Origin of the sequence: Chryseobacterium luquanense, from assembly GCF_026460945.1 — a bacterium.
Classification (GTDB): Bacteria; Bacteroidota; Bacteroidia; order Flavobacteriales; family Weeksellaceae; genus Chryseobacterium; species Chryseobacterium luquanense.
Genome location: NZ_JAOVZV010000008.1, coordinates 203,746 through 223,141, shown reverse-complemented (window position 1 = coordinate 223,141; position 19,396 = coordinate 203,746). Strand labels below are relative to the sequence as shown.

Annotated in this window: 20 protein-coding genes; 8 read left to right on the top strand and 12 right to left on the bottom strand. The window is 33.7% G+C overall.

Annotated features, from left to right (window positions below; translation table 11 throughout):
* From hisA to hisIE, 3 genes are read left to right on the top strand one after another with little or no spacing between them, the layout of a single operon-like run.
* Entirely contained in the window at window positions 1-723 is a 723-nt protein-coding gene (gene hisA / locus OEA66_RS09270; RefSeq protein ID WP_267281104.1) for a 1-(5-phosphoribosyl)-5-[(5-phosphoribosylamino)methylideneamino]imidazole-4-carboxamide isomerase, read from the top strand.
* Window positions 716-1,468, top strand: coding sequence for an imidazole glycerol phosphate synthase subunit HisF (gene hisF, locus OEA66_RS09265; RefSeq protein WP_267281103.1), 753 nt, complete (start codon window positions 716-718; stop codon window positions 1,466-1,468). The genes hisA and hisF overlap by 8 nt, the downstream gene beginning before the upstream one ends.
* Complete coding sequence (gene hisIE / locus OEA66_RS09260) at window positions 1,465-2,055, top strand: bifunctional phosphoribosyl-AMP cyclohydrolase/phosphoribosyl-ATP diphosphatase HisIE (protein ID WP_267281102.1); 591 nt, start codon at window positions 1,465-1,467, stop codon at window positions 2,053-2,055. Before hisF ends, hisIE begins: the two co-directional genes overlap by 4 nt.
* Before the next feature lie 28 nt (window positions 2,056-2,083).
* Here the strand turns inward: hisIE and OEA66_RS09255 are convergent, their stop codons facing one another.
* From OEA66_RS09255 to OEA66_RS09200, 12 genes are all read right to left on the bottom strand, one after another.
* The gene (locus tag OEA66_RS09255) at window positions 2,084-3,265 is read right to left on the bottom strand and encodes a M28 family peptidase (protein WP_267281101.1); all 1,182 of its coding nucleotides are present in this window, start codon (window positions 3,263-3,265) and stop codon (window positions 2,084-2,086) included.
* A 118-nt stretch (window positions 3,266-3,383) separates the two neighbouring features.
* Complete coding sequence (locus OEA66_RS09250; protein WP_267281100.1) at window positions 3,384-4,559, bottom strand: M28 family peptidase; 1,176 nt, start codon at window positions 4,557-4,559, stop codon at window positions 3,384-3,386.
* A gap of 98 nt (window positions 4,560-4,657) precedes the next feature.
* Window positions 4,658-5,002, bottom strand: coding sequence for a 50S ribosomal protein L20 (gene rplT / locus OEA66_RS09245; protein WP_066678564.1), 345 nt, complete (start codon window positions 5,000-5,002; stop codon window positions 4,658-4,660).
* A gap of 117 nt (window positions 5,003-5,119) precedes the next feature.
* A complete protein-coding gene (rpmI, locus tag OEA66_RS09240) occupies window positions 5,120-5,317 on the bottom strand; it encodes a 50S ribosomal protein L35 (RefSeq protein ID WP_230669123.1) in 198 nt (65 codons plus the stop codon).
* Window positions 5,318-5,645: 328 nt separating this feature from the next.
* On the bottom strand, window positions 5,646-6,146 hold the full coding sequence (gene infC, locus OEA66_RS09235) for a translation initiation factor IF-3 (RefSeq protein ID WP_115596428.1): 501 nt from the start codon (window positions 6,144-6,146) through the stop codon (window positions 5,646-5,648).
* 140 nt (window positions 6,147-6,286) lie between these two features.
* Window positions 6,287-8,224 (bottom strand): threonine--tRNA ligase, encoded by a 1,938-nt coding sequence (gene thrS, locus OEA66_RS09230; protein WP_267281099.1) that lies wholly within the window; start codon window positions 8,222-8,224, stop codon window positions 6,287-6,289.
* Between the two features lie 165 nt (window positions 8,225-8,389).
* Complete coding sequence (locus tag OEA66_RS09225; RefSeq protein ID WP_267281098.1) at window positions 8,390-8,572, bottom strand: hypothetical protein; 183 nt, start codon at window positions 8,570-8,572, stop codon at window positions 8,390-8,392.
* A gap of 12 nt (window positions 8,573-8,584) precedes the next feature.
* A complete protein-coding gene (locus OEA66_RS09220; RefSeq protein WP_267281097.1) occupies window positions 8,585-9,190 on the bottom strand; it encodes a DUF4230 domain-containing protein in 606 nt (201 codons plus the stop codon).
* The gene (locus OEA66_RS09215; protein ID WP_267281096.1) at window positions 9,187-9,759 is read right to left on the bottom strand and encodes a TlpA family protein disulfide reductase; all 573 of its coding nucleotides are present in this window, start codon (window positions 9,757-9,759) and stop codon (window positions 9,187-9,189) included. Before OEA66_RS09215 ends, OEA66_RS09220 begins: the two co-directional genes overlap by 4 nt.
* Window positions 9,760-10,227, bottom strand: a complete 468-nt coding sequence (locus OEA66_RS09210) for a pyrophosphohydrolase domain-containing protein (RefSeq protein ID WP_267281095.1) — start codon at window positions 10,225-10,227, stop codon at window positions 9,760-9,762.
* Window positions 10,228-10,388: 161 nt separating this feature from the next.
* Complete coding sequence (locus OEA66_RS09205; RefSeq protein WP_267281094.1) at window positions 10,389-13,319, bottom strand: reprolysin-like metallopeptidase; 2,931 nt, start codon at window positions 13,317-13,319, stop codon at window positions 10,389-10,391.
* Window positions 13,320-13,529: 210 nt separating this feature from the next.
* On the bottom strand, window positions 13,530-14,669 hold the full coding sequence (locus tag OEA66_RS09200; RefSeq protein WP_267281093.1) for an acyl-CoA dehydrogenase family protein: 1,140 nt from the start codon (window positions 14,667-14,669) through the stop codon (window positions 13,530-13,532).
* Window positions 14,670-14,860: 191 nt separating this feature from the next.
* Between OEA66_RS09200 and OEA66_RS09195 the strand changes: the two genes are divergently transcribed.
* The 5 genes from OEA66_RS09195 to OEA66_RS09175 all read left to right on the top strand — a co-directional run bounded on the left by OEA66_RS09195 (window position 14,861) and on the right by OEA66_RS09175 (window position 19,387).
* Window positions 14,861-16,726 carry an endonuclease gene (locus OEA66_RS09195; protein WP_267281092.1) on the top strand — a complete coding sequence of 622 codons (1,866 nt, stop codon included), beginning with the start codon at window positions 14,861-14,863 and terminating at the stop codon, window positions 16,724-16,726.
* 169 nt (window positions 16,727-16,895) lie between these two features.
* Window positions 16,896-17,501 (top strand): SatD family protein, encoded by a 606-nt coding sequence (locus OEA66_RS09190; RefSeq protein ID WP_267266150.1) that lies wholly within the window; start codon window positions 16,896-16,898, stop codon window positions 17,499-17,501.
* A 1-nt stretch (window position 17,502) separates the two neighbouring features.
* Window positions 17,503-18,198: a DUF3307 domain-containing protein gene (locus tag OEA66_RS09185; RefSeq protein WP_267281091.1), complete on the top strand. Its 696-nt coding sequence runs from the start codon at window positions 17,503-17,505 to the stop codon at window positions 18,196-18,198.
* A 69-nt stretch (window positions 18,199-18,267) separates the two neighbouring features.
* A complete protein-coding gene (gene purC / locus OEA66_RS09180) occupies window positions 18,268-18,990 on the top strand; it encodes a phosphoribosylaminoimidazolesuccinocarboxamide synthase (RefSeq protein ID WP_267281090.1) in 723 nt (240 codons plus the stop codon).
* A gap of 82 nt (window positions 18,991-19,072) precedes the next feature.
* Complete coding sequence (locus OEA66_RS09175) at window positions 19,073-19,387, top strand: four helix bundle protein (RefSeq protein WP_267281089.1); 315 nt, start codon at window positions 19,073-19,075, stop codon at window positions 19,385-19,387.
* Window positions 19,388-19,396: the final 9 nt, after the last annotated feature.

The window sequence follows — 19,396 nt, the reverse complement described above, 5'->3', positions numbered from 1 at the left end:
ATGAAAATTATTCCTGCTATTGACATTATTGAAGGAAAATGTGTACGTCTGTCAAAAGGTGATTATCAGACAAAGAAAATTTACAATGAAAATCCTATAGAAGTTGCCAAAGAATTTGAAAGCTTCGGAATCAAATTTCTTCATTTGGTTGATTTGGATGGCGCAAAATCTAAACATATTGTCAATCAGAAACTATTGGAAAATATTGCAAGAGAAACATCTTTACAAATCGATTTTGGAGGTGGTTTAAAAAGTTTAGAAGACATAGAAATTGCTTTTAATTCAGGCGCAAAACAGATTACAATCGGAAGTATTGCTGTCAAAAATCCTGAGTTTTGTTTCGATTTAATTCAAAAATTTGGGTCAGAAAAAATTATATTGGGAGCAGATTGTGAAAATAGAAAAATAAAAACATCCGGTTGGCTCGAAAAAAGTGACAAAAATGTCATTGATTTTATTCTCCAATATCAGCAAAAAGGTGTAAAAAATACGATCTGTACCGATATATCAAAAGACGGAATGCTGGAAGGACCTTCCACAGAATTGTATCAGGAGATTTTAGCTCAAACTTCTGTTGAACTGGTTGCAAGTGGAGGAATTTCGGGTATTGAAGATGTATTTAAAATGAAAGAAATCGGATGTTCCGGAACGATTATCGGAAAAGCGATTTATGAAGGGAGAATAAGTTTAAAACAACTTCAAAATTTTATTGAAAATGCTTAAAAAAAGAATTATTCCATGCTTGGATATAAAAGATGGAACAACGGTAAAAGGGATCAATTTTGAAGGGTTGAGAAATGCAGGAAATCCAATAGAATTAGCAAAAAAATATGAGAATGAAGGTGCAGATGAATTAGTATTTCTCGACATTACTGCTACTATCGAAGAACGTAAAACTTTCGTTGAATTGGTAAAAAATATAGCTAAAGAACTCAGTATTCCTTTTACAGTTGGAGGAGGAGTTTCTTCTGTTGAAGATGTGAGAAAACTCTTAGAAGCTGGCGCAGATAAAATCAGCGTTAATTCTTCTGCTGTGAAAAATCCAGAGCTTATTTCTGATTTAGCGAAAGAATTTGGAAGTCAGTGTATTGTGGTTGCGATTGATACAAAGCTTGTTGATGATTCAGATTGGGTTTTTGTAAAAGGAGGAAAAGAAATGACCGATTTGAAAACTTTAGATTGGGCAAAAAAAGCAGAAGAATTGGGAGCCGGAGAAATTCTTTTAACCTCGATGGATGGCGACGGAACTAAAAATGGTTTTGATTTAAGAATAACAAGATTAATCTCTGAAAATGTAAATATTCCCGTCATTGCTTCGGGAGGTGCAGGAAAAACTGAGGATTTTGAAAATATTTTTAATCAAACTAAAGCAACAGGAGCTTTGGCTGCAAGTATTTTCCATTTTGGAGAAGTGAAAATTCAGGATTTGAAAAATGATTTAAAATCTAAAAAAATTGAAATACGATGAACATAAATTTTGATAAAAATAATAATAGCTTAGTTCCTGTAATCATTCAGGACGAAAGAACTTTACAGATTCTAATGTTGGGGTATATGAATGAAGAAGCTTTTGCCAAAACAAAAGAAGAGAAAATTGTAACTTTTTTCAGCCGTTCAAAAAACAGACTTTGGACAAAAGGAGAAGAATCAGGAAACTTTTTAACTGTAAAAAATATTGAAATTGATTGTGATAATGATTCAATTTTAATTAAAGTAATTCCTAAAAATGTAGTTTGTCATACAGGAAGTTTCAGTTGTTTTGGAGAAAAAAATTCTAAAGGATTTTTGTATGAACTGGAGGAAAAAATCAGCCATCGAATTGATGATAAAGTTGAAGATTCTTATACCTATTCTTTATTTCAGAGAGGGCTCAATAAAATGGCTCAAAAAGTAGGAGAAGAGGCTGTAGAATTGATAATTGAATCAAAAGATAATAATGATGATCTGTTTAAAAATGAAGCTGCAGATTTGCTATATCATTTTTTAATTTTATTGAAAGCTAAAAATATCAGTTTAGAAGATATTGAAGAAATACTTTTAGACAGAAATAAATAAGCCTGCAAATTGCAGGCTTAAAGTTGTATTATTCGATGATTACTTTTCTAACGACAGTGTGATTATTGGCTGTTATTTTTGCTAAGTAAACACCTTTTACAATGCCAGAAATATTTATTTTAGACTCATTTTCTGTTTTCATTATCATTTGACCAGGTAAATTTATTAATTCAAAACTAAAATTTTTCACCGTCTTTGGTAGTTCAAGATTTAAAAAATCTTTTGCAGGATTAGGATAAATTGATATTTCTTCAAGCTGATTCACAGAATTTTCAGCGGTGGATAAAATCGTTGTAGATGCAACGGCAAAATGTTGTAGAGCACCAACTGACGCTTTTCCAACCTTGTAAATATAAACGGGATCTGTATTAGCAAAAGTATCATTGGCGGTGTGAGGATAATTGCTTCTAATTCTTTCAAAATATCCCGTAATCACTTCACCTTTCAATTCAAAAGGAATATAATCGGTATCTTCAGCTTCGTCTATATCAGTTAATAACGGTGAATAAAGACCTGTAAGGGTTACCAATTCCTGAGTTGCAGCAACGGAAGCAGCAGTGTTATTAGGATTTCCGCCCATATCTTCGTCACAGTAGATCGTATTATTATTGTTACCCATTTTACCTCCAACCTGATCAAGATTGAAAACCAATTTGATATCTAAAACACGATTTGTACCTTGATAAGCTACAGTATTTGCGTAATGAGTACTTCCTCTCAAGCCTTGTTCTTCTCCTGAGAAATGAATAAACTTAATAGAATATTCTGTCGGAACATCTTTCAAAATTCTTGCTGCCTCCAAAATAATTGAAGTTCCGCTTCCGTTATCATTTACTCCGGGACCATTAATACTGTCGAAATGTCCACAGATAATCACAAATTTATTAGGGTAAACCGTTCCGGTTTTTGTAATGACAAGATTTTTTGAATTGATAGTATTGCCTCCTTGCGTATAAGAAAAAGGATCTTCTACAATCTGACTTGTAGAATAACCGTAAGAGGCATATTTATTTTTAAGCCAATTTAATGCATTGGTATTATTTACAGAACCCGTAGTTTTAATTCCGAAATTCGAAAATTCCTGCAAATTGGTAGTGATATTGGTTTGAGTTACCTGCTCTGCTCTCGTTTGATAAGCCTGAATAAAGCTTTGTGCATTTACATTCTGAAGTCCTAGAGACAAAACAATAATACCAAGTATTTTCTTCACTTTTTAATTTTTGCAAATGTATAAATAAAATGATTCCAAACGAAAGTAAGGAATCATTATTTTTTATTTAATAAAAAGTTTGAATTGATAAATGATTTTTTAAAAATTCAATTTATTTTTATTTATCGATAATCACTTTTTTAGTTATTATTTCACCATCAGACTTTATGGTACAAAGATAAACTCCGCTTGTTAATTTAGAAACATTAATCTTGTTTTCGTTTTCATGAGTAGAAATTAATTTTCCGCTCATATCATTGATTTCAAGAGAGAAATTTTTAATGTTAGTTGGAACTTCTACATTCAGGAAATCTTTTGCAGGATTAGGATAAATCTTTATTGATTCTAACTTATTTACAGCAGTTTCATTAGTACTTAAAACAGAGGTTGCCACAGCAAAATGCTGAAGCGCTCCAACTGCTGCTTTCCCTACATTAAAAACATATACAGGATCAATATTCGCAAAAGTATCATTTACAGTATGTTGATTTCCACTCACTGGAGTTTCGTAAAAACCTGTAATAATATCTCCTTTAGCTTCAAAAGGTACATAATCTGATGCATAGGCATTTGACAGAGTTGTCTGGAGAGGAGAGTACAGCGTCGTGCAATTTGCCAATTGCTGAGTCATTGCAAGTGATGGTGCATTATTGGCTGTTCCTCCCGCTGAAGTTTGATCGCTTTCACAAACAATCGTATTACTTGGATTTGAAATTTTCCCTCCAACCTGGTCAATATTAAAGACAACTTTCAAATTAAGTTGACGAACGTTATTATTAAAAACAACATTATTCACATAATGATTACTTCCTATCAAACCCTGTTCTTCACCCGAAAAATGAATAAACTTCACCGAATATTCTGTAGGAACATCTTTCAAAATTCTTGCGGCTTCCAGTAAAATAGAAGTTCCGCTTCCGTTATCGCTTACTCCGGGACCGGTAATGGTATCATAATGTCCACAAATGATAACGTAAATATTTGGATAAACTGTTCCTGTTTTAGTAATGATTAAATTTTTGGAAGTGGCACTTCCGTAGGTAAAAGTATCTTCTGTAATCTGACTCGTATCGTAACCAAAAGACTGATATTTACCTTTAAGCCAGTTCAGCGTATTTGTATTTGCCGTAGAACCTGTAGTTTTTACACCAAGATTCGAAAATTCCTGAAGCAACGTGGTAATATTCGTTTGCGTAATCTGATTGGCTCTTGTCTGGTAAGCCTGAATAAAACTCTGTGCCTGCAAACCGTATGAAGCCAAAGAAAGGAGTAGAAGACCTGTTAATTTTTTCACTTTAAATGTACTACTTTTTAATATTAAGCAAATGTAGATAATAAAAAAATCCCGAGCAAAAAACTCAGGATTTAATATTGATAACAAAAAATTTTACATTATTTTACTTGATCTACAACTGCTTTGAAAGCTTCAGGATGATTCATTGCTAAATCAGCTAAAACTTTTCTGTTAAGCTCAATGTTGTTCTTTTTAAGAGCTCCCATAAACTGAGAGTAAGACATTCCGTGCTCTCTAGCTCCTGCGTTGATACGCATGATCCAAAGTGATCTGAAGTTTCTCTTTTTCTCTTTTCTTCCACGGTAAGCATATTGCATTGCTTTTTGTACCGCGTTTTTAGCAACAGTCCAAACGTTCTTTCTTCTACCGAAAAAACCTTTAGCTTGTTTCATTAATTTTTTTCTGCGAGCTCTAGAAGCTACGGCATTTACTGATCTTGGCATAATTTAAATTGTTTTTTTGAAAAGGGCGGCAACTTTTGTTACTCTTTGGTGCACCGTTTCAGGGTTAAAATGTTGAATTTGTTTGAATTCTTATAAACCGAATAAGATTTATAAAAACTACTTAATTGCTAATTGACGTTTAACGCCTTTCTCATCCACTTTAGCTACGTAAGAAGTAGTAGTAAGATTTCTCTTCTGCTTAGTTTCTTTCTTAGTTAAGATGTGGCTTTTGTAAGCGTTTTTTCTTTTGATCTTTCCAGAACCGGTAAGAGCAAAACGTTTCTTAGCACCTGATTTCGTTTTTAATTTTGGCATTGTTTGCTTTTTTATGTTTTTGTTATCAATATTTTAGCTATCGGCTAAAAGCTTTTGGCTATTAGCTTTTTGGGCGTGTCCCTCACTCATTCATTCCGCTTCGCTGCATTCACTCATTCGGGTCGGGCTATTCATTACAAGTCCTCGCTCAGCAACATTTCCGTCGCTTGCTGTGGGCTTTTCATTACTATCCCTCACGCATATAATTGGTGTGCAAAATTACGAAAAATAATAATACGAAAAGAGACTTTCAAAGAAAATCTCTTTTATATATCGTAAACCAAAAATATCAAAGTATAAACTTCAAATATTTTGGTGTCATTATGTATTATTTAGCCGGTTTCTTAGGACTCATCATCATAATCATTCTCTTACCTTCAAGCTTTGGTAACTGGTCTACTTTTCCAACATGCTCCAATTCCTGAGCTAATTTTAGAAGTAAAATTTCACCTTGATCTTTAAAGATAATAGAACGGCCTTTGAAAAATACGTAGGTTTTCAATTTTGAACCTTCTTCTAAGAACTTTTCAGCATGTTTCTTCTTAAAATCATAATCGTGCTCGTCAGTTTGAGGTCCGAAACGGATCTCTTTCACGACAACTTTGATTTGTTTCGCTTTAAGTTCTTTTGTTTTTTTCTTTTGCTCGTATAAAAACTTTTTATAGTCTAATATTCTCGCAATAAACGGTTCAGCTTTATCTGAAATTACAACCAAGTCAAGTTCCTGTTCTTTAGCAATTTGTCTTGCTTTATCGATAGGGAAAATTCCCGGCTCTACGTTATCGCCCACCAAACGAAGTTCTCTTACGCGAATCTTATCGTTTATCATGTGTAAGTCCTCTTGTACAGGACGTCTTTGTGGGCCTCTGTTGTTAAATCGTTGTGCTATTGTATTAAATTTTATTGGTTAACTTTCTATTTAAAAATCTGTTGAATGATATTATTCTCATTCAAAATAATTATTCGGGGTTAAGCTTGATACTCAATTCCGGTTTTTGATGCTTCTTTAAAGTAAGTAACAAAATCTTCAAGACTCATTACTCCAAGATCTCCTTCACCACGTCTTCTTACAGAAATTGTGCCATCCTTCTCCTCATTTTCTCCTACTACAAGCATGAATGGAATCTTCTTCAATTCTGCATCACGGATTTTTTTACCCGTTTTTTCATTTCTGTCGTCAATCAGACCGCTAATATCGTGATTTTCTAAAAGTTGTGAAACTTTTTTAGCATAATCTACATATTTTTCACTGATTGGCAATATCGTAAACTGATCCGGAGCCAACCACAATGGGAAATCTCCGGCAGTATTTTCTAATAATATAGCAATGAAACGTTCCATAGAACCAAATGGTGCTCTGTGAATCATTACCGGTCTGTGTTTTTCGTTATCACTTCCAACGTAAGTAAGGTCAAATCTTTCCGGCAAATTATAATCTACCTGAATTGTTCCCAACTGCCATTTTCTGCCTAAAGCATCTTTCACCATGAAATCCAATTTTGGACCGTAGAATGCAGCTTCACCATATTCCGTCACGGTATTCAATCCTTTTTCTTTAGCAGCAGTTACAATTGCATTTTCAGCTTTTTCCCAGTTTTCATCACTTCCAATATACTTTTCAGTATTTTCAGGATCTCTTAATGAAATTTGAGCCGTAAAATCAGCAAAACCTAATGAACCGAAAACATACAGAACCAAATCAATAGTTTTCTTAAATTCGTCCATCAACTGATCCGGAGTACAGAATAAGTGTGCATCATCCTGAGTAAATCCACGAACTCTTGTTAAACCATGAAGTTCACCGCTTTGCTCATATCTGTAAACCGTTCCGAATTCGGCATATCTTTTGGGCAAATCTCTGTAGCTCCATTGTGACGTTTTGTAAATCTCACAGTGATGCGGACAGTTCATTGGCTTCAGCATAAATTCTTCTCCTTCATTCGGAGTTTTAATTGGCTGGAAGCTGTCTGCTCCATATTTATCCCAGTGTCCTGAAGTTACATACAATTCTTTAGCTCCGATGTGAGGAGACATAACAAATTCATAACCACCTTTTTTCTGAGCATCAGATAGGAAATTTTCTAATTTTTTTCTCAAAGCTGTACCTTTTGGCAACCAAAGCGGTAAACCGGCACCTACTTTTTCTGAGAAAGCAAAAATCCCTAATTCTTTACCTAATTTTCTATGATCTCTTCTTTTTGCCTCTTCTAATAACTCAAGATATTCTGTCAGTTCTTTCTGTTTTGGGAAAGAAATACCATACACTCTCGTTAACTGAGGATTTTTTTCATTTCCTCTCCAGTAAGCACCTGCAGCATTCAGAACTTTAAAAGCTTTTACAATTGATGTATTTGGAATGTGACCTCCACGACAAAGATCTGTAAAGTTATCGTGTCTTACAAAAGTGATTTCACCATCATTAAGATTAGAAATCAATTCAACTTTGTAAGGATTGTCAGCATACGTTTTTAAAGCTTCTTCTTTAGAAACTGGATATAATGAGAATGTAGATCCTTTTTTAGCATTTTCTAAAACTTTCTTTTCTATTTTTTCGAAATCTTTATCAGATAAACTTTCGTCTCCGAAATCTACATCATAATAAAAACCGTTTTCGATAGCAGGACCAATTGTTAACTTAGCATCAGGAAAAAATTCAAGGATAGCCTGCGCCAAAAGATGGGCAGAAGAATGCCAGAAAGCTTTCTTTCCAAGATCATCATTCCAGGTTAATAGCTGTACCGTAGAATCTGTGGTTATAGGCGTGGTAATTTCGACTTGTGTGCCGTTTACAACTGCGGAAATGGTATTTCTAGCCAATCCCTCGCTTATAGATTTTGCCACATCCAAAGGAGTAACTTCTCCTTCAAATTCCTTGACGCTATTGTCTGGAAGTGTAATTTTTATCATTGTTTACTAAGAAATTTTAAGATGCAAAAATACGCATTTTTTACGTCTTTAAGAAATACTGACAGTATATTTCACGAAAAATGCAATTTATTTTAAAATTTTGCGTTTGTTAAAATTGAATTTTCAAAATTAGATCTACTTCTAAACAAAAAAAATACTAAGCTTTCACTTAGTATTATCTGTTTTTCCCGTTTTGTTTTTTGAAGATTTCTGAACGTCTTCTTTATCAACATCCGGTGGATTTTGTTTTTCTGATGAAGCTGGAAGATCACGAAAATCTTCATTCTGCTTTTTTGTTTCTGCTGAATTGGCAGATTCTTTCTTTTTTTTATCTTCTGTTGAATCCATAGTTTTGAATTTTTAGAGTCCAAGAACGCCGAGTTTCCCGGTTTGATCTTCTATCTTATAATTCAAAGCCTTTGCCAAAACAAAAATATTATTAAGATTTTCCATTAATTGTTGGTGACCTTCACTTCTCAGTTTGTTTTGATCAACAGATTTTATGGCTGTCTGTTTTGCTTTATTCTGAACATTTTTAATATCCTGCTCAGAAATACGGTTGATAAAAGAATCATCTAAAGACTGAATTTCCACACTGGGTACAATTCTAATTTCTGCATTCGGAAGATCGGTAATGATAAGTTTTTTATTAATAGAATCCACTTCCATTTTCATTTTATTCAAATCATAAGAAACCTGCGCATTCGTTTTGGTATAAGTAATAATACTGTTGCTTGTCATTTCTTTACCCAGAAATTCATAGCCGAATTTTGTTTTCTGCATTGCAGAAAAATCCTGTTCCAAAACAACCATTTTATTCATTTTGGAAATCTGATTGGTCAGAATATAATAATCTGACTTTTCAGTTTTTTCAGTTGGTTTAAAACAAGATTTGAAACTGAAGAACAGAATCGACATCAGCAGAATCCCTCCAACAAACGGAATAATTAATCTTAAATTTTTCAATTTTCTTTTTTAAATATTTCTCTGATTACCGATGGGTCATCTTTTTTCAGGATCTCAACAAGATCTCTCTCGATGTAACCGCTTGTCGGCATTTCAATGATTCTTCCAATTTCCTTGCCATATTTTTGAACAATGATTGTAGGAACTTTAGAAACATTATATTTTGATTCTTCTCCGTTTGGAGATTCTTTTTTACGATTCACCGCAATAATCGTCAATCTGGAATCCGGATATTTTACTTCTTCCAAAATTTTCATCAATCTTGGAAAATCACGGTGACTGTCTTCACACCATGTTCCTATAAAAACGACAAGATCATAAGTCGTAATTTTATTTTTCTTCAGTTCACTTACTGCTTTCTGATCTATTTGATACTCGTTAAATTCCTTTGTGTACCATTCTGAATATGGCTCTTTAACGAATTGATCTTTCAACTGTGCTCCCAAAAGCATCTTTCCGTCATTCGTCGTTTCAACTTCACGGTTTACCACCGCTTTTTGGGCAGAAAGCTGTTGTGCAGTAACAGTCAACACTGAAACGGTAAAAATATTCGTAATTAATTTTTTCATCTATTTTTCAATTATTGTTTTTAAATCTGCAGGAGAGTAGTATTTGTTTTTCAGAACTTTATGGTCTACTTTTCTATACACATTAAATTTTTCTCCTGATTTTTCATAGAAAGATTCAACCTCTTTTTCTTTATAAAAGTCAACGGTTTCATTCGCCTGTTCTTCATTATCACAAGCTTTAGACATATTAGAACGCTGAACTTCATTGAATAGCTCAACAAATTTATCTCCCAAACCAAATTCTAAAACCGCACCGCTCAAAACATACTGCAAATCACATAAAGCATCAGCAATTTCTACAATATTATTATCGGCGATTGCCTGTTTTAATTCGTTTAATTCTTCCTGCAAAAGTTCAACTCTAAGGTTGCATCTTTCCTGAGAAGGAATTTGCGGAGTATCTAAAATAGGCGCTTTAAAGGTTGTGTGGAATTCCGCTACTTGGTTCAGGCTGTCAATTTTATCCATGAAATTTTTTATTTAAGGCAAATATAAAAATTAGATATTAGATATCAGATATTAGATGTTAGGTTTTTAATACGTTTTACGAATCCCACAAATCATTATTATGCAAAAAAGCTGCTCGTTTCCGAACAGCCTCCTTATCTCAAGGTTAATTAAGATGGTAATTAGTTTTTAATAAATCTTTTAGTTATTTCTCCAACCTGAATCATATAAGCTCCTTTTACAAGACTGCTTACATTTACAGAACCTCTTTCAAGTTTTCCAGAATTGATTAGTTTTCCTGCCATATCAAATATTTTATAATCATCGCTTGTAGTATTGGATACATTTAGAATATCTTTTGCAGGATTTGGATATAATTTAAGATCAGTAATCAAATCTTTAGCATCAAAATCATCACCTCTTCCTGAAGAAACAATATTTAAAGTATAATCTTCAACCTGTCCGTAAGTATAAGAACCACATGATGATGACGGAACAGAGTTATACTGCATCATAACTCTCATTCTGGTTGTTCCAAGAGTTGCAGTTGATGGAATTGTGATTGAGCCTGTTACCGGAGTTGTTTGTGAACCTGTTTTTGTCCACACTAATTCTCCGCTATCTGTGAAATCTCCATCTTTATTGTAATCAATGTAAACCGCATACGCTTCATTATATTTAGTTGAAGTCCAAACCGGAGTTACAGAAATCGTGTAAGCTGTAGCTCTCGTAACATTTGTAGAAACTGAAGTAAAGTTTTCGTAACCTGCAGTTCCTGTTGAAGTATTGTTAATCGTTCCGAACTTTACATTTCCAATTCTTTCATCTGCAGTATTAGTTGCAGTTGCCGAACAATAAGTTACCGCGCTTCCCGCAAGTGTTGTCACAGAAACCGTATTACTAGAAACAGAATTATTTCCAGCTGCATCTTTTGCTTTAACAGTGAAACTATAGGTTGTAGATGGTGTTAAACTTGTTACAGAATAAGAAGTCGTTGCCGAAGAGCCAATGAGTGAAGTACCTTGGTAAACATCATAATCGGTTACCGCTATATTATCTGTTGCTCCTGACCAAGAAAGATTCGTTGTTGTAGAAGTTGTTCCTGAAGCCACTAAAGTTGGAGCAGTTGGTGGAGTAGTATCTGAAGTTCCAGAACCTGCATTTACAGTAATATTCGCATTATTTACATCAAAGAAAATATGATTCGAACCTTTTACCATAATTCTTCCTGTAGTTGTAGAAGCATTTGGAATCGTTACCGCCTGAGAACCATCATTTGGAGTTCCTGAAAGTAGAGTAGCCCAAGTATTTCCGCTGTCTGTAGACCAAAGAATATCTACGTTTGCAGCATTTACACCATTTGCGGTAGTTCCTGCAACATTCCATGTTATCGTTTGAGAAGTTCCTCCTGAATAAGTGGTCGCAGTATTTTGAGAACTCACACTGAATGGTCCTGCAGTTCCGTTTACTGTAATTACCGCATCGTCAGAATTATTCCCAGAACCTCCCGATCTGTTGTCACGAACCGTAAATCTAAAATTATATGTTCTCGCAACATTTGACAATGCTTCAACAGTAATTTCTGAACCTGCCGTAGTTGTTGCTCCTGTTAAAACTGAAGCCATTCTCGGGAAATATCTTATAGGAGTAGTCTGTGGTGTCCATGATCTAAAAGTAGGGCCTGTTGCTTTTGTAGCACTTGCTGCAGAACTTGCTCCCGTTTGAGAAGATGAAGCATTATTCATCTGTTCCCAAATATAAGTTAAAGAGTCTCCATTTGCATCAGTTCCCGAACCCGTCAACATAAAAGGTGTTCCTTTTGGAATTGTATAATCTAAGCCTGCATTTGCTGTAGGAATAGAATTTCCTGTACTCGTGCTTGTCGGACATGTTTTAGCTTTAATATTATCCGTAATCTGCTGAATACTTACAGCATGAAAGAAAGAATCTGAATGCGCCTGAATATCCTGACCTGTAATTCCCGCATATCCCATAATAGTGGAGCCTGAACCCGGCTCCATATTGACACCTGTTCCTTCGTTAGAATGAGAGAAGGTGTGATTTCCTCCAAACTGATGACCCAATTCGTGAGCTACATAATCAATATCAAAATTATCTCCCGAAGGAATTCCGTCAGCCGGAGAAGTATAACCGCTTCCTTTTGAGCCGTTCACGCAAACACAACCGATGCAGCCTGCATTTCCGCCACCTCCGGAAGCTCCGAATAAATGTCCGACATCATAATTTGCTTCACCAATTACTGAAGTTAAAGTTGATTGAAGTTGAGAATTCCAATTGCTCATTTGTGCAGCAGCAGAATATGGATCTGTAGAAGCATTGGTATAAATTACTGCATCATTATTGGCAATTAAAACCATTCTTGCCGAGAAATCTTTTTCAAATACACCGTTTACACGAGTCATTGTATTATTCATGGCAGCTAAAGCTAGTGCTTTTGTTCCTCCGAAATAGGTTGTATATTCTCCCGTTGAGGATAGTGCAAGTCTGAAAGTTCTTAATTTTGCATCATCCGCATTTGGTCTTGCCTGAAGATTGTCAATGCTTGAAACTCCTTTTTGAGCAACGTCAATTACCGTACACTCAAATTTGTTTAAATCATCTTTTTTATCTGATTTTTTATAAACCACATACGTTGAAAGATCTTTAGAATAAGGCTCAATAAAAACCGCTGATTTATCTCCATAAATTTCCATTGAAGACAATCCTAACGGAGAAATACTGAAGTACACCGTTGAATTTGAATCCCCAAAACTTTCTCCAATATAAGATTTGATATCCGGATATTTTGCAGCAAGCTGGGGATCAAAATTGGAATTTTCTCTTACTTTGAAATTTTCCAATTTACCGTCTGAATTTGGAAAAGAAATAATGATTTCTGATTTTTCTCCAACCGATAATCTTTTTGGTGCTCTTGCTAAAACATTTTTCAATCCGTTGATATCTAAACTATAGATTTTAGGATTAGTGATTGAAGATTTGTTTTCAAAAATTTCTGAATTAGTTTTTCTGGAAGTTTCAGACCAAAGACGGTCTGTCTGTGCGAAAGAAATGCCTGAAATAAGCATTCCAATCACAAATAGTTGTTTTTTCATATAATATCTATTTTGATTGTGGAATATCAAAGCTAATAAAAATTATATTATCAAAAACAAAATTATTTAAGAAAATTTTAGACTATACCAATAAAATAATATGCAATACATTTAATATACCTTAAAATATTTCTCTATAAAATGAAAATAGCATACGAAAATATCGTATGCTATTGCTTTTTCTTATATAAAAGTGAATTATTACATCAATTACTTTGTAATATCTCTACCAATAACCAATCTTTGGATTTCAGAAGTACCTTCTCCAATTGTACACAATTTAGAATCCCTGTAGTATTTTTCAGCAGGGAAGTCTTTTGTATAACCGTAACCTCCGAAAATCTGAACAGCATTATTAGAAATTCTTACACAAGCTTCAGAAGCATACAATTTTGCCATTGCGCCTTCTCTTGTCATTTTTTGCTTTGCGTTTTTCAATGTAGAAGCTCTTTGAATCAACAATTCTGAAGCATCAATCTCTGTTGCCATATCTGCCAACATAAAATTAATTGCTTGAAATTCTGAAATAGATTTCCCGAACTGTTTTCTTTCTTTAGCATATTTTAAAGCAGCTTTGTAAGCTCCTCTTGCAGTTCCTAAACTCAATGCAGCAATAGAAATTCTACCACCGTCAAGAATTTTCATAGCCTGTTTAAAGCCTTCTCCAACTTCACCCAAACGATTTGCGTCTGAAACACGAACATTATCAAAAATAAGTTCTGCAGTTTCTGAAGCTCTCATTCCAAGCTTGTTTTCTTTTTTACCAGAAGTAAAACCAGCCATTCCTTTTTCTAAAACGAAAGCTGTAGAATTGTTTTTAGCACCGATTTCTCCAGTTCTTGTCATTACAACAGCAATATCACCAGAAATTGCGTGAGTGATAAAGTTTTTAGCACCGTTAATTACCCACTCGTCACCGTCTTTTACAGCAGTAGTAGACATTCCACCTGAATCTGAACCCGTGTTGTGTTCTGTCAATCCCCAAGCTCCGATTACCTTTCCGGTCGCTAATTGTGGAAGCCATCTGTTTCTTTGCTCTTCGTTTCCGAATTCATAGATATGATTGGTACAAAGCGAGTTGTGTGCTGCAACCGATAAACCTATTGAAGGGTCAACTTGAGAAATTTCATCTAGAATAGCAACATATTCATGATAACCAAGACCAGAACCACCATATTGCTCAGGAATTACAATTCCCATGAAACCCATATCACCTAACTGATGAAAAAGTTCTTTAGGAAAAGTCTGACTTTCGTCCCACTCCATAATATTGGGTCTGATATTCTTTTCAGCAAATTCCTTTGCTGTTTCCGCGATCATTTTAATGTTGTTAATCGTTTCTGTGTTCATATTACATTATACTTATGCGCCAAAGATACTTAAATTGCCGAAATACGAAAATTATTTATTATTAAGATGCAATACTATAATTAAGTTATTAATTTACAACAAATTATATTGCATAAATTAACATAATATTAATGAGAATCTTTGGTTTTCAATATATAAATTTCATACTTTAGCCGTCCAATTTTTATTAAATGAAAAAACTTCTACTTCCTATAGTTTTAATATCGGCTTATGTTTCGGCTCAGATTCCGACAGGATATTATGATGGAACGACAGGATTAACGGGTTATGCGCTGAAGTCTAAACTGCATGATATTATTTCTAATAAAAACATCAATTGGCATTATGGTGATTTGACAAATTATTATAATCAAACTGATTTAGATATATATTATGATCACGGACCTTCGAATACAACTATTTTATTAGATATGTATTCTGAAATTCCTTCCGGACCGGATGCTTACGAATATACAACAGCAAACATTATTGGATCTTCCGGAGCAGAAGGACTAGGATGGAATAGAGAGCACATGATGCCTCAAAGCACCTTCTACAGTAATTATCCGATGTATTCAGATTTGTTTTATGTAGTTCCGACCGATGCAAGAATCAATCAGTTAAGAAGCAATTATCCTTACGGAATTGCGGGAGCAACAAATTACTACACTTTTACAAATAGCTCAAAAATATCAAATAGCGCAATCCCTAATTATGTTTATACAGGTCGTGTTTATGAACCAATTAATGAATTTAAGGGTGATGTAGCGAGAAGTTTATTATATTTTGCTGTAAGATACGAAGGAAAATTAGGAAGTTTTAATTATAACAACAGTGCAAATCCGGCTTCCGACACCAATCCTTTAGACGGAACTGAAGAAAGATCTTTTGAACCTGCATATATTGCAATGCTTCTTCAATGGCATCAGCAAGATCCTGTTTCTCAAAGAGAAATTGACAGGAATAACTCGGTTTATAATTTACAGAAAAACAGAAATCCGTTTATTGATAATCCGGCTTGGGTGAATGCAATTTGGGGGCAAGCTCCAGATTCTGTAGCACCGTCAAATCCAAGTAATTTAACTGTAAGTCAAAACAGTGCTTATTTTACAACATTAACTTGGACACCAAGTACAAGCACAGATGTAATTGGGTACAAAATTTATCAAAACGGAACTTTAATTGGTACCTCAAAAGGAAATTCTTTCAGCGCAGACCACTTAACACCTTCTACAGCTTACACATATACCGTTAAAGCCTATGATAACGGATATTTACTTTCTGGAGACAGCAATACAGCTTCAGCAACAACTTTAGCAACAGATATTTATGCTAAAGATTTAATGGTGACAAAATATCTTGAGGGAACATCTAATAATAAAGCGATTGAAATCACCAATAAAACAGGTCATGCGGTCAATTTAAATGATTACAGATTGTCAATTCAGTTTCCGAGTGGAACAAATTATTATTTTCCGGCACCTTTTGAATTGGATGGAATTGTTCAGAACAATGAAACTTTTGTAATTCTAAATCCTGAAGCTAATTTTTCCTGTTTCACAATTAGTCAGGCGAAATTTATTACTGCAGCTCCGCAAATGACGTATTCTGGAAGTCAGTATTTAGAATTGAGATATAAATCTATAACAGTAGATGCAATCGGGGTTTCCTCACAAAACAACTCTTCGGTTTTAGGAAATGTTTCATTGTATAGAAAAGCAGTAATTAATCAACCTGCAACAACTTTTGATATTGCAGAATGGGATTCTTATGCGAGTAATTATTGTCAAAATTTAGGCACGCTTGCAACTTCTGAAGCTGAATTTTTAGCTGGAAAAGAATTTAAAATCTATCCAAATCCTGTTAATGATAACATTTTTATAAGCGGAAAAACTGAAAATATTCAAACTGCACAAATTTTAGATTTTTCAGGAAAATTAATTTATACAGAGAAAACTCCCTTTAAAAACAAAAAGAATATTTCTGTTCAGAATCTAAAAACAGGTACTTATTTATTGAAACTTGACGATAAAATTTATCAGTTTATTAAAAAATAAGTTTAAAAATAGTAACAAGATTACAAAAGACTTTGCTTAAATTCAGGCAGAGTCTTTTGTATTTTAAATTTCTATTTGAAAATTATAAGCTTAAAGACTAATATTTTCTTTATATAAGTAAATTCACTTATATATTTTATTTATAAGTAATAATGATTATATTTGCAAAATGATAGCGGTCATCACTGGTGATATTATTAATTCGCAACATGCAGACACAGAAGTTTGGATTACCAAACTTAAAAATCTCCTAGAAAACTGGGGGAGTGCCCCACAAACATGGGAAATATACAGAGGTGATGAGTTCCAGTTTAAATGTAATATCGATGACGTTTTTTGGCGTTTCTTAGCTATCAAATCATTAATAAAAAGTCAGGAAAATTTAGATGTAAGAATGGCAATTGGTATTGGTCAGGAAAATTTCTCGTCTGAGAAAATCACCGAGTCCAATGGTTCAGCTTATGTCAATTCAGGAAGATTGCTTAATGATTTGAAGAGTGATGGTCATACCGTTTCTATTAAGACTTCCAACGATTCTGTTGACAGAGATTTGAATATCCTTTTAAAATGGGCATCAAAAGATTTTGACAACTGGACGATGGCAACTTCAGAAATCATTCACGAAATGATTATGAAGCAAGATACTACGCAGGAAGACTTGGCAAAGAAATTTGCAATTTCCCAGTCATCAATCAGCCAAAGGCTGAAACGTGCAAACTACGAGCTTATCGTAGAAACCAATCAATATTTTAGAAAGAAAATTTCAGAATTGTAAGATGATTTTTATTCAACTCATATTGGCACATTTACTCGGAGATTTTATTCTTCAGCCAAATTCTTGGGTTGCAGATAAAGAAAACCGAAAACTGAAAAGTTCTTATTTGTACATTCATGTTTTGATTCATATCATTTTAAGTTTAATTTTCCTTTGGGATCTGAAACTTTGGTGGGTTGCTATTTTGGTCGGAATTTCTCATTTTATTATTGATACGTGTAAATTAACTTTTCAGAACAATCAGAATAAAAAAAGATGGTTTTTCATCGATCAAATTCTTCATGTAGCTGTGATTGGTGGAGTTTCTCTTTATTTCAATGAATTTAATTTTGAATTTTTAAAAGATCAGAATTTCTTAAAAACTATAATGGGAGCTCTGTTTTTAACGACACCCGCTTCAATTTTCATCAAAATAATATTGTCATCTTGGACACCGGTAACGGAAGAAGAAAACAATGTACAAACCGAATCTCTATCGAGTGCAGGAAAATATATCGGAATTTTAGAACGATTGTTAGTCTTCACATTTATTGTTGTCAATCATTGGGAAGGCGTAGGATTTATGGTGGCAGCAAAATCTGTTTTCAGATTCAGTGATTTGGCACAGGCAAAACAGAGAAAACTAACAGAATATGTATTAATAGGTACATTATTAAGTTTCGGAATCGCTGTTTTAACAGGAATTTTAATTAAATAAAAAAGTAATAAATCTAACTATAACAGAAAACTTTGGTTTGGAAGTTTTCTAAAGTAAAAAGTAAAAATTATGAGTCAAAAGCTAGAAATGTTGTATGAAGGTAAAGCAAAACAAGTATTTGCAACCGAGAACCCTGAAGAAGTTGTAGTACGTTTCAAAGACGATGCAACTGCATTTAATGCTCAAAAAAGAGGATCAGTAGATTTAAAAGGTGAAATGAATAATGCCATCACTACTCTTATTTTTGAATATTTAAATGAAAAAGGAATCAAAACTCATTTCATCAAACAAATAGACGAAAGAGAGCAATTGGTAACGAAAGTATCAATTATTCCTTTGGAAATGGTGGTAAGGAACTATTCTGCAGGCAGTATGGCTCAAAGATTAGGTGTTGAAGAAGGAATTAAATCTCCTGTTACCATCTTCGATATATGCTACAAAAAAGACGAGTTGGGAGATCCACTAATCAACGATCACCACGCTGTTTTCTTAGGTGCTGCAACGTATGAAGAATTAAACGAAATGTATGCTTTAACAGGAAAAATCAACGAAATTCTGATCGATCTTTTTGATAAAATGAATATCATCTTGGTTGATTTCAAAATTGAATTAGGAAAAACTTCTACTGGCGAAATCATCTTGGCTGACGAAATTTCTCCTGATACATGCAGACTTTGGGACAAAGACACGATGAAGAAGTTGGATAAAGATAGATTCAGAAGAGATTTAGGAGAAGTTACTGAAGCTTATGTAGAAATTTACAATCGATTGAAAAATTTACTTGGTAAGTAAATTTTTAGAAGTTAGAAGTTAGATATTAGAGGTTAGTATGAAATCGCACCGGATAGAGGATCTTAAAGTTTGAAGTAAATCAATGGCTTTAGTAAAAGAAGTTTATTTGGTCACTGCAGAATTACCAAATGAAGAAAAATTTGGTTTACTGTCTCAAATTAGAAGATGTGCTGTTTCAATACCTTCAAATATTGCAGAAGGAGCAGGAAGAAATAATAAAAATGAATTTTATCAATTTCTTGGAATTGCGTTTGGCTCAACTTATGAGTTGCAAACACAACTACAATTATTAATAGATTTAAATTTTATTTCCGAAACTAAAATAGTTCCTGTAAAAGAACTTTTAACTGAGATACAGAAAATGATTTATTCATTAAAGACAAGTTTAAAATTATAATTGAAGTTA

Coding starts and splice junctions, on each gene's coding strand:
- thrS (WP_267281099.1), bottom strand. CDS start 8,224: ATGATAAAAATTACACTTCCAGACAATAGCGTCAAGGAATTTGAAGGA.
- hisF (WP_267281103.1), top strand. CDS start 716: ATGCTTAAAAAAAGAATTATTCCATGCTTGGATATAAAAGATGGAACA.
- OEA66_RS09185 (WP_267281091.1), top strand. CDS start 17,503: ATGATTTTTATTCAACTCATATTGGCACATTTACTCGGAGATTTTATT.
- rpmI (WP_230669123.1), bottom strand. CDS start 5,317: ATGCCAAAATTAAAAACGAAATCAGGTGCTAAGAAACGTTTTGCTCTT.
- hisA (WP_267281104.1), top strand. CDS start 1: ATGAAAATTATTCCTGCTATTGACATTATTGAAGGAAAATGTGTACGT.
- OEA66_RS09200 (WP_267281093.1), bottom strand. CDS start 14,669: ATGAACACAGAAACGATTAACAACATTAAAATGATCGCGGAAACAGCA.
- OEA66_RS09215 (WP_267281096.1), bottom strand. CDS start 9,759: ATGAAAAAATTAATTACGAATATTTTTACCGTTTCAGTGTTGACTGTT.
- infC (WP_115596428.1), bottom strand. CDS start 6,146: ATGATAAACGATAAGATTCGCGTAAGAGAACTTCGTTTGGTGGGCGAT.
- OEA66_RS09225 (WP_267281098.1), bottom strand. CDS start 8,572: ATGGATTCAACAGAAGATAAAAAAAAGAAAGAATCTGCCAATTCAGCA.
- OEA66_RS09190 (WP_267266150.1), top strand. CDS start 16,896: ATGATAGCGGTCATCACTGGTGATATTATTAATTCGCAACATGCAGAC.
- hisIE (WP_267281102.1), top strand. CDS start 1,465: ATGAACATAAATTTTGATAAAAATAATAATAGCTTAGTTCCTGTAATC.
- OEA66_RS09195 (WP_267281092.1), top strand. CDS start 14,861: ATGAAAAAACTTCTACTTCCTATAGTTTTAATATCGGCTTATGTTTCG.
- OEA66_RS09175 (WP_267281089.1), top strand. CDS start 19,073: ATGGCTTTAGTAAAAGAAGTTTATTTGGTCACTGCAGAATTACCAAAT.
- OEA66_RS09205 (WP_267281094.1), bottom strand. CDS start 13,319: ATGAAAAAACAACTATTTGTGATTGGAATGCTTATTTCAGGCATTTCT.
- purC (WP_267281090.1), top strand. CDS start 18,268: ATGAGTCAAAAGCTAGAAATGTTGTATGAAGGTAAAGCAAAACAAGTA.
- OEA66_RS09210 (WP_267281095.1), bottom strand. CDS start 10,227: ATGGATAAAATTGACAGCCTGAACCAAGTAGCGGAATTCCACACAACC.
- rplT (WP_066678564.1), bottom strand. CDS start 5,002: ATGCCAAGATCAGTAAATGCCGTAGCTTCTAGAGCTCGCAGAAAAAAA.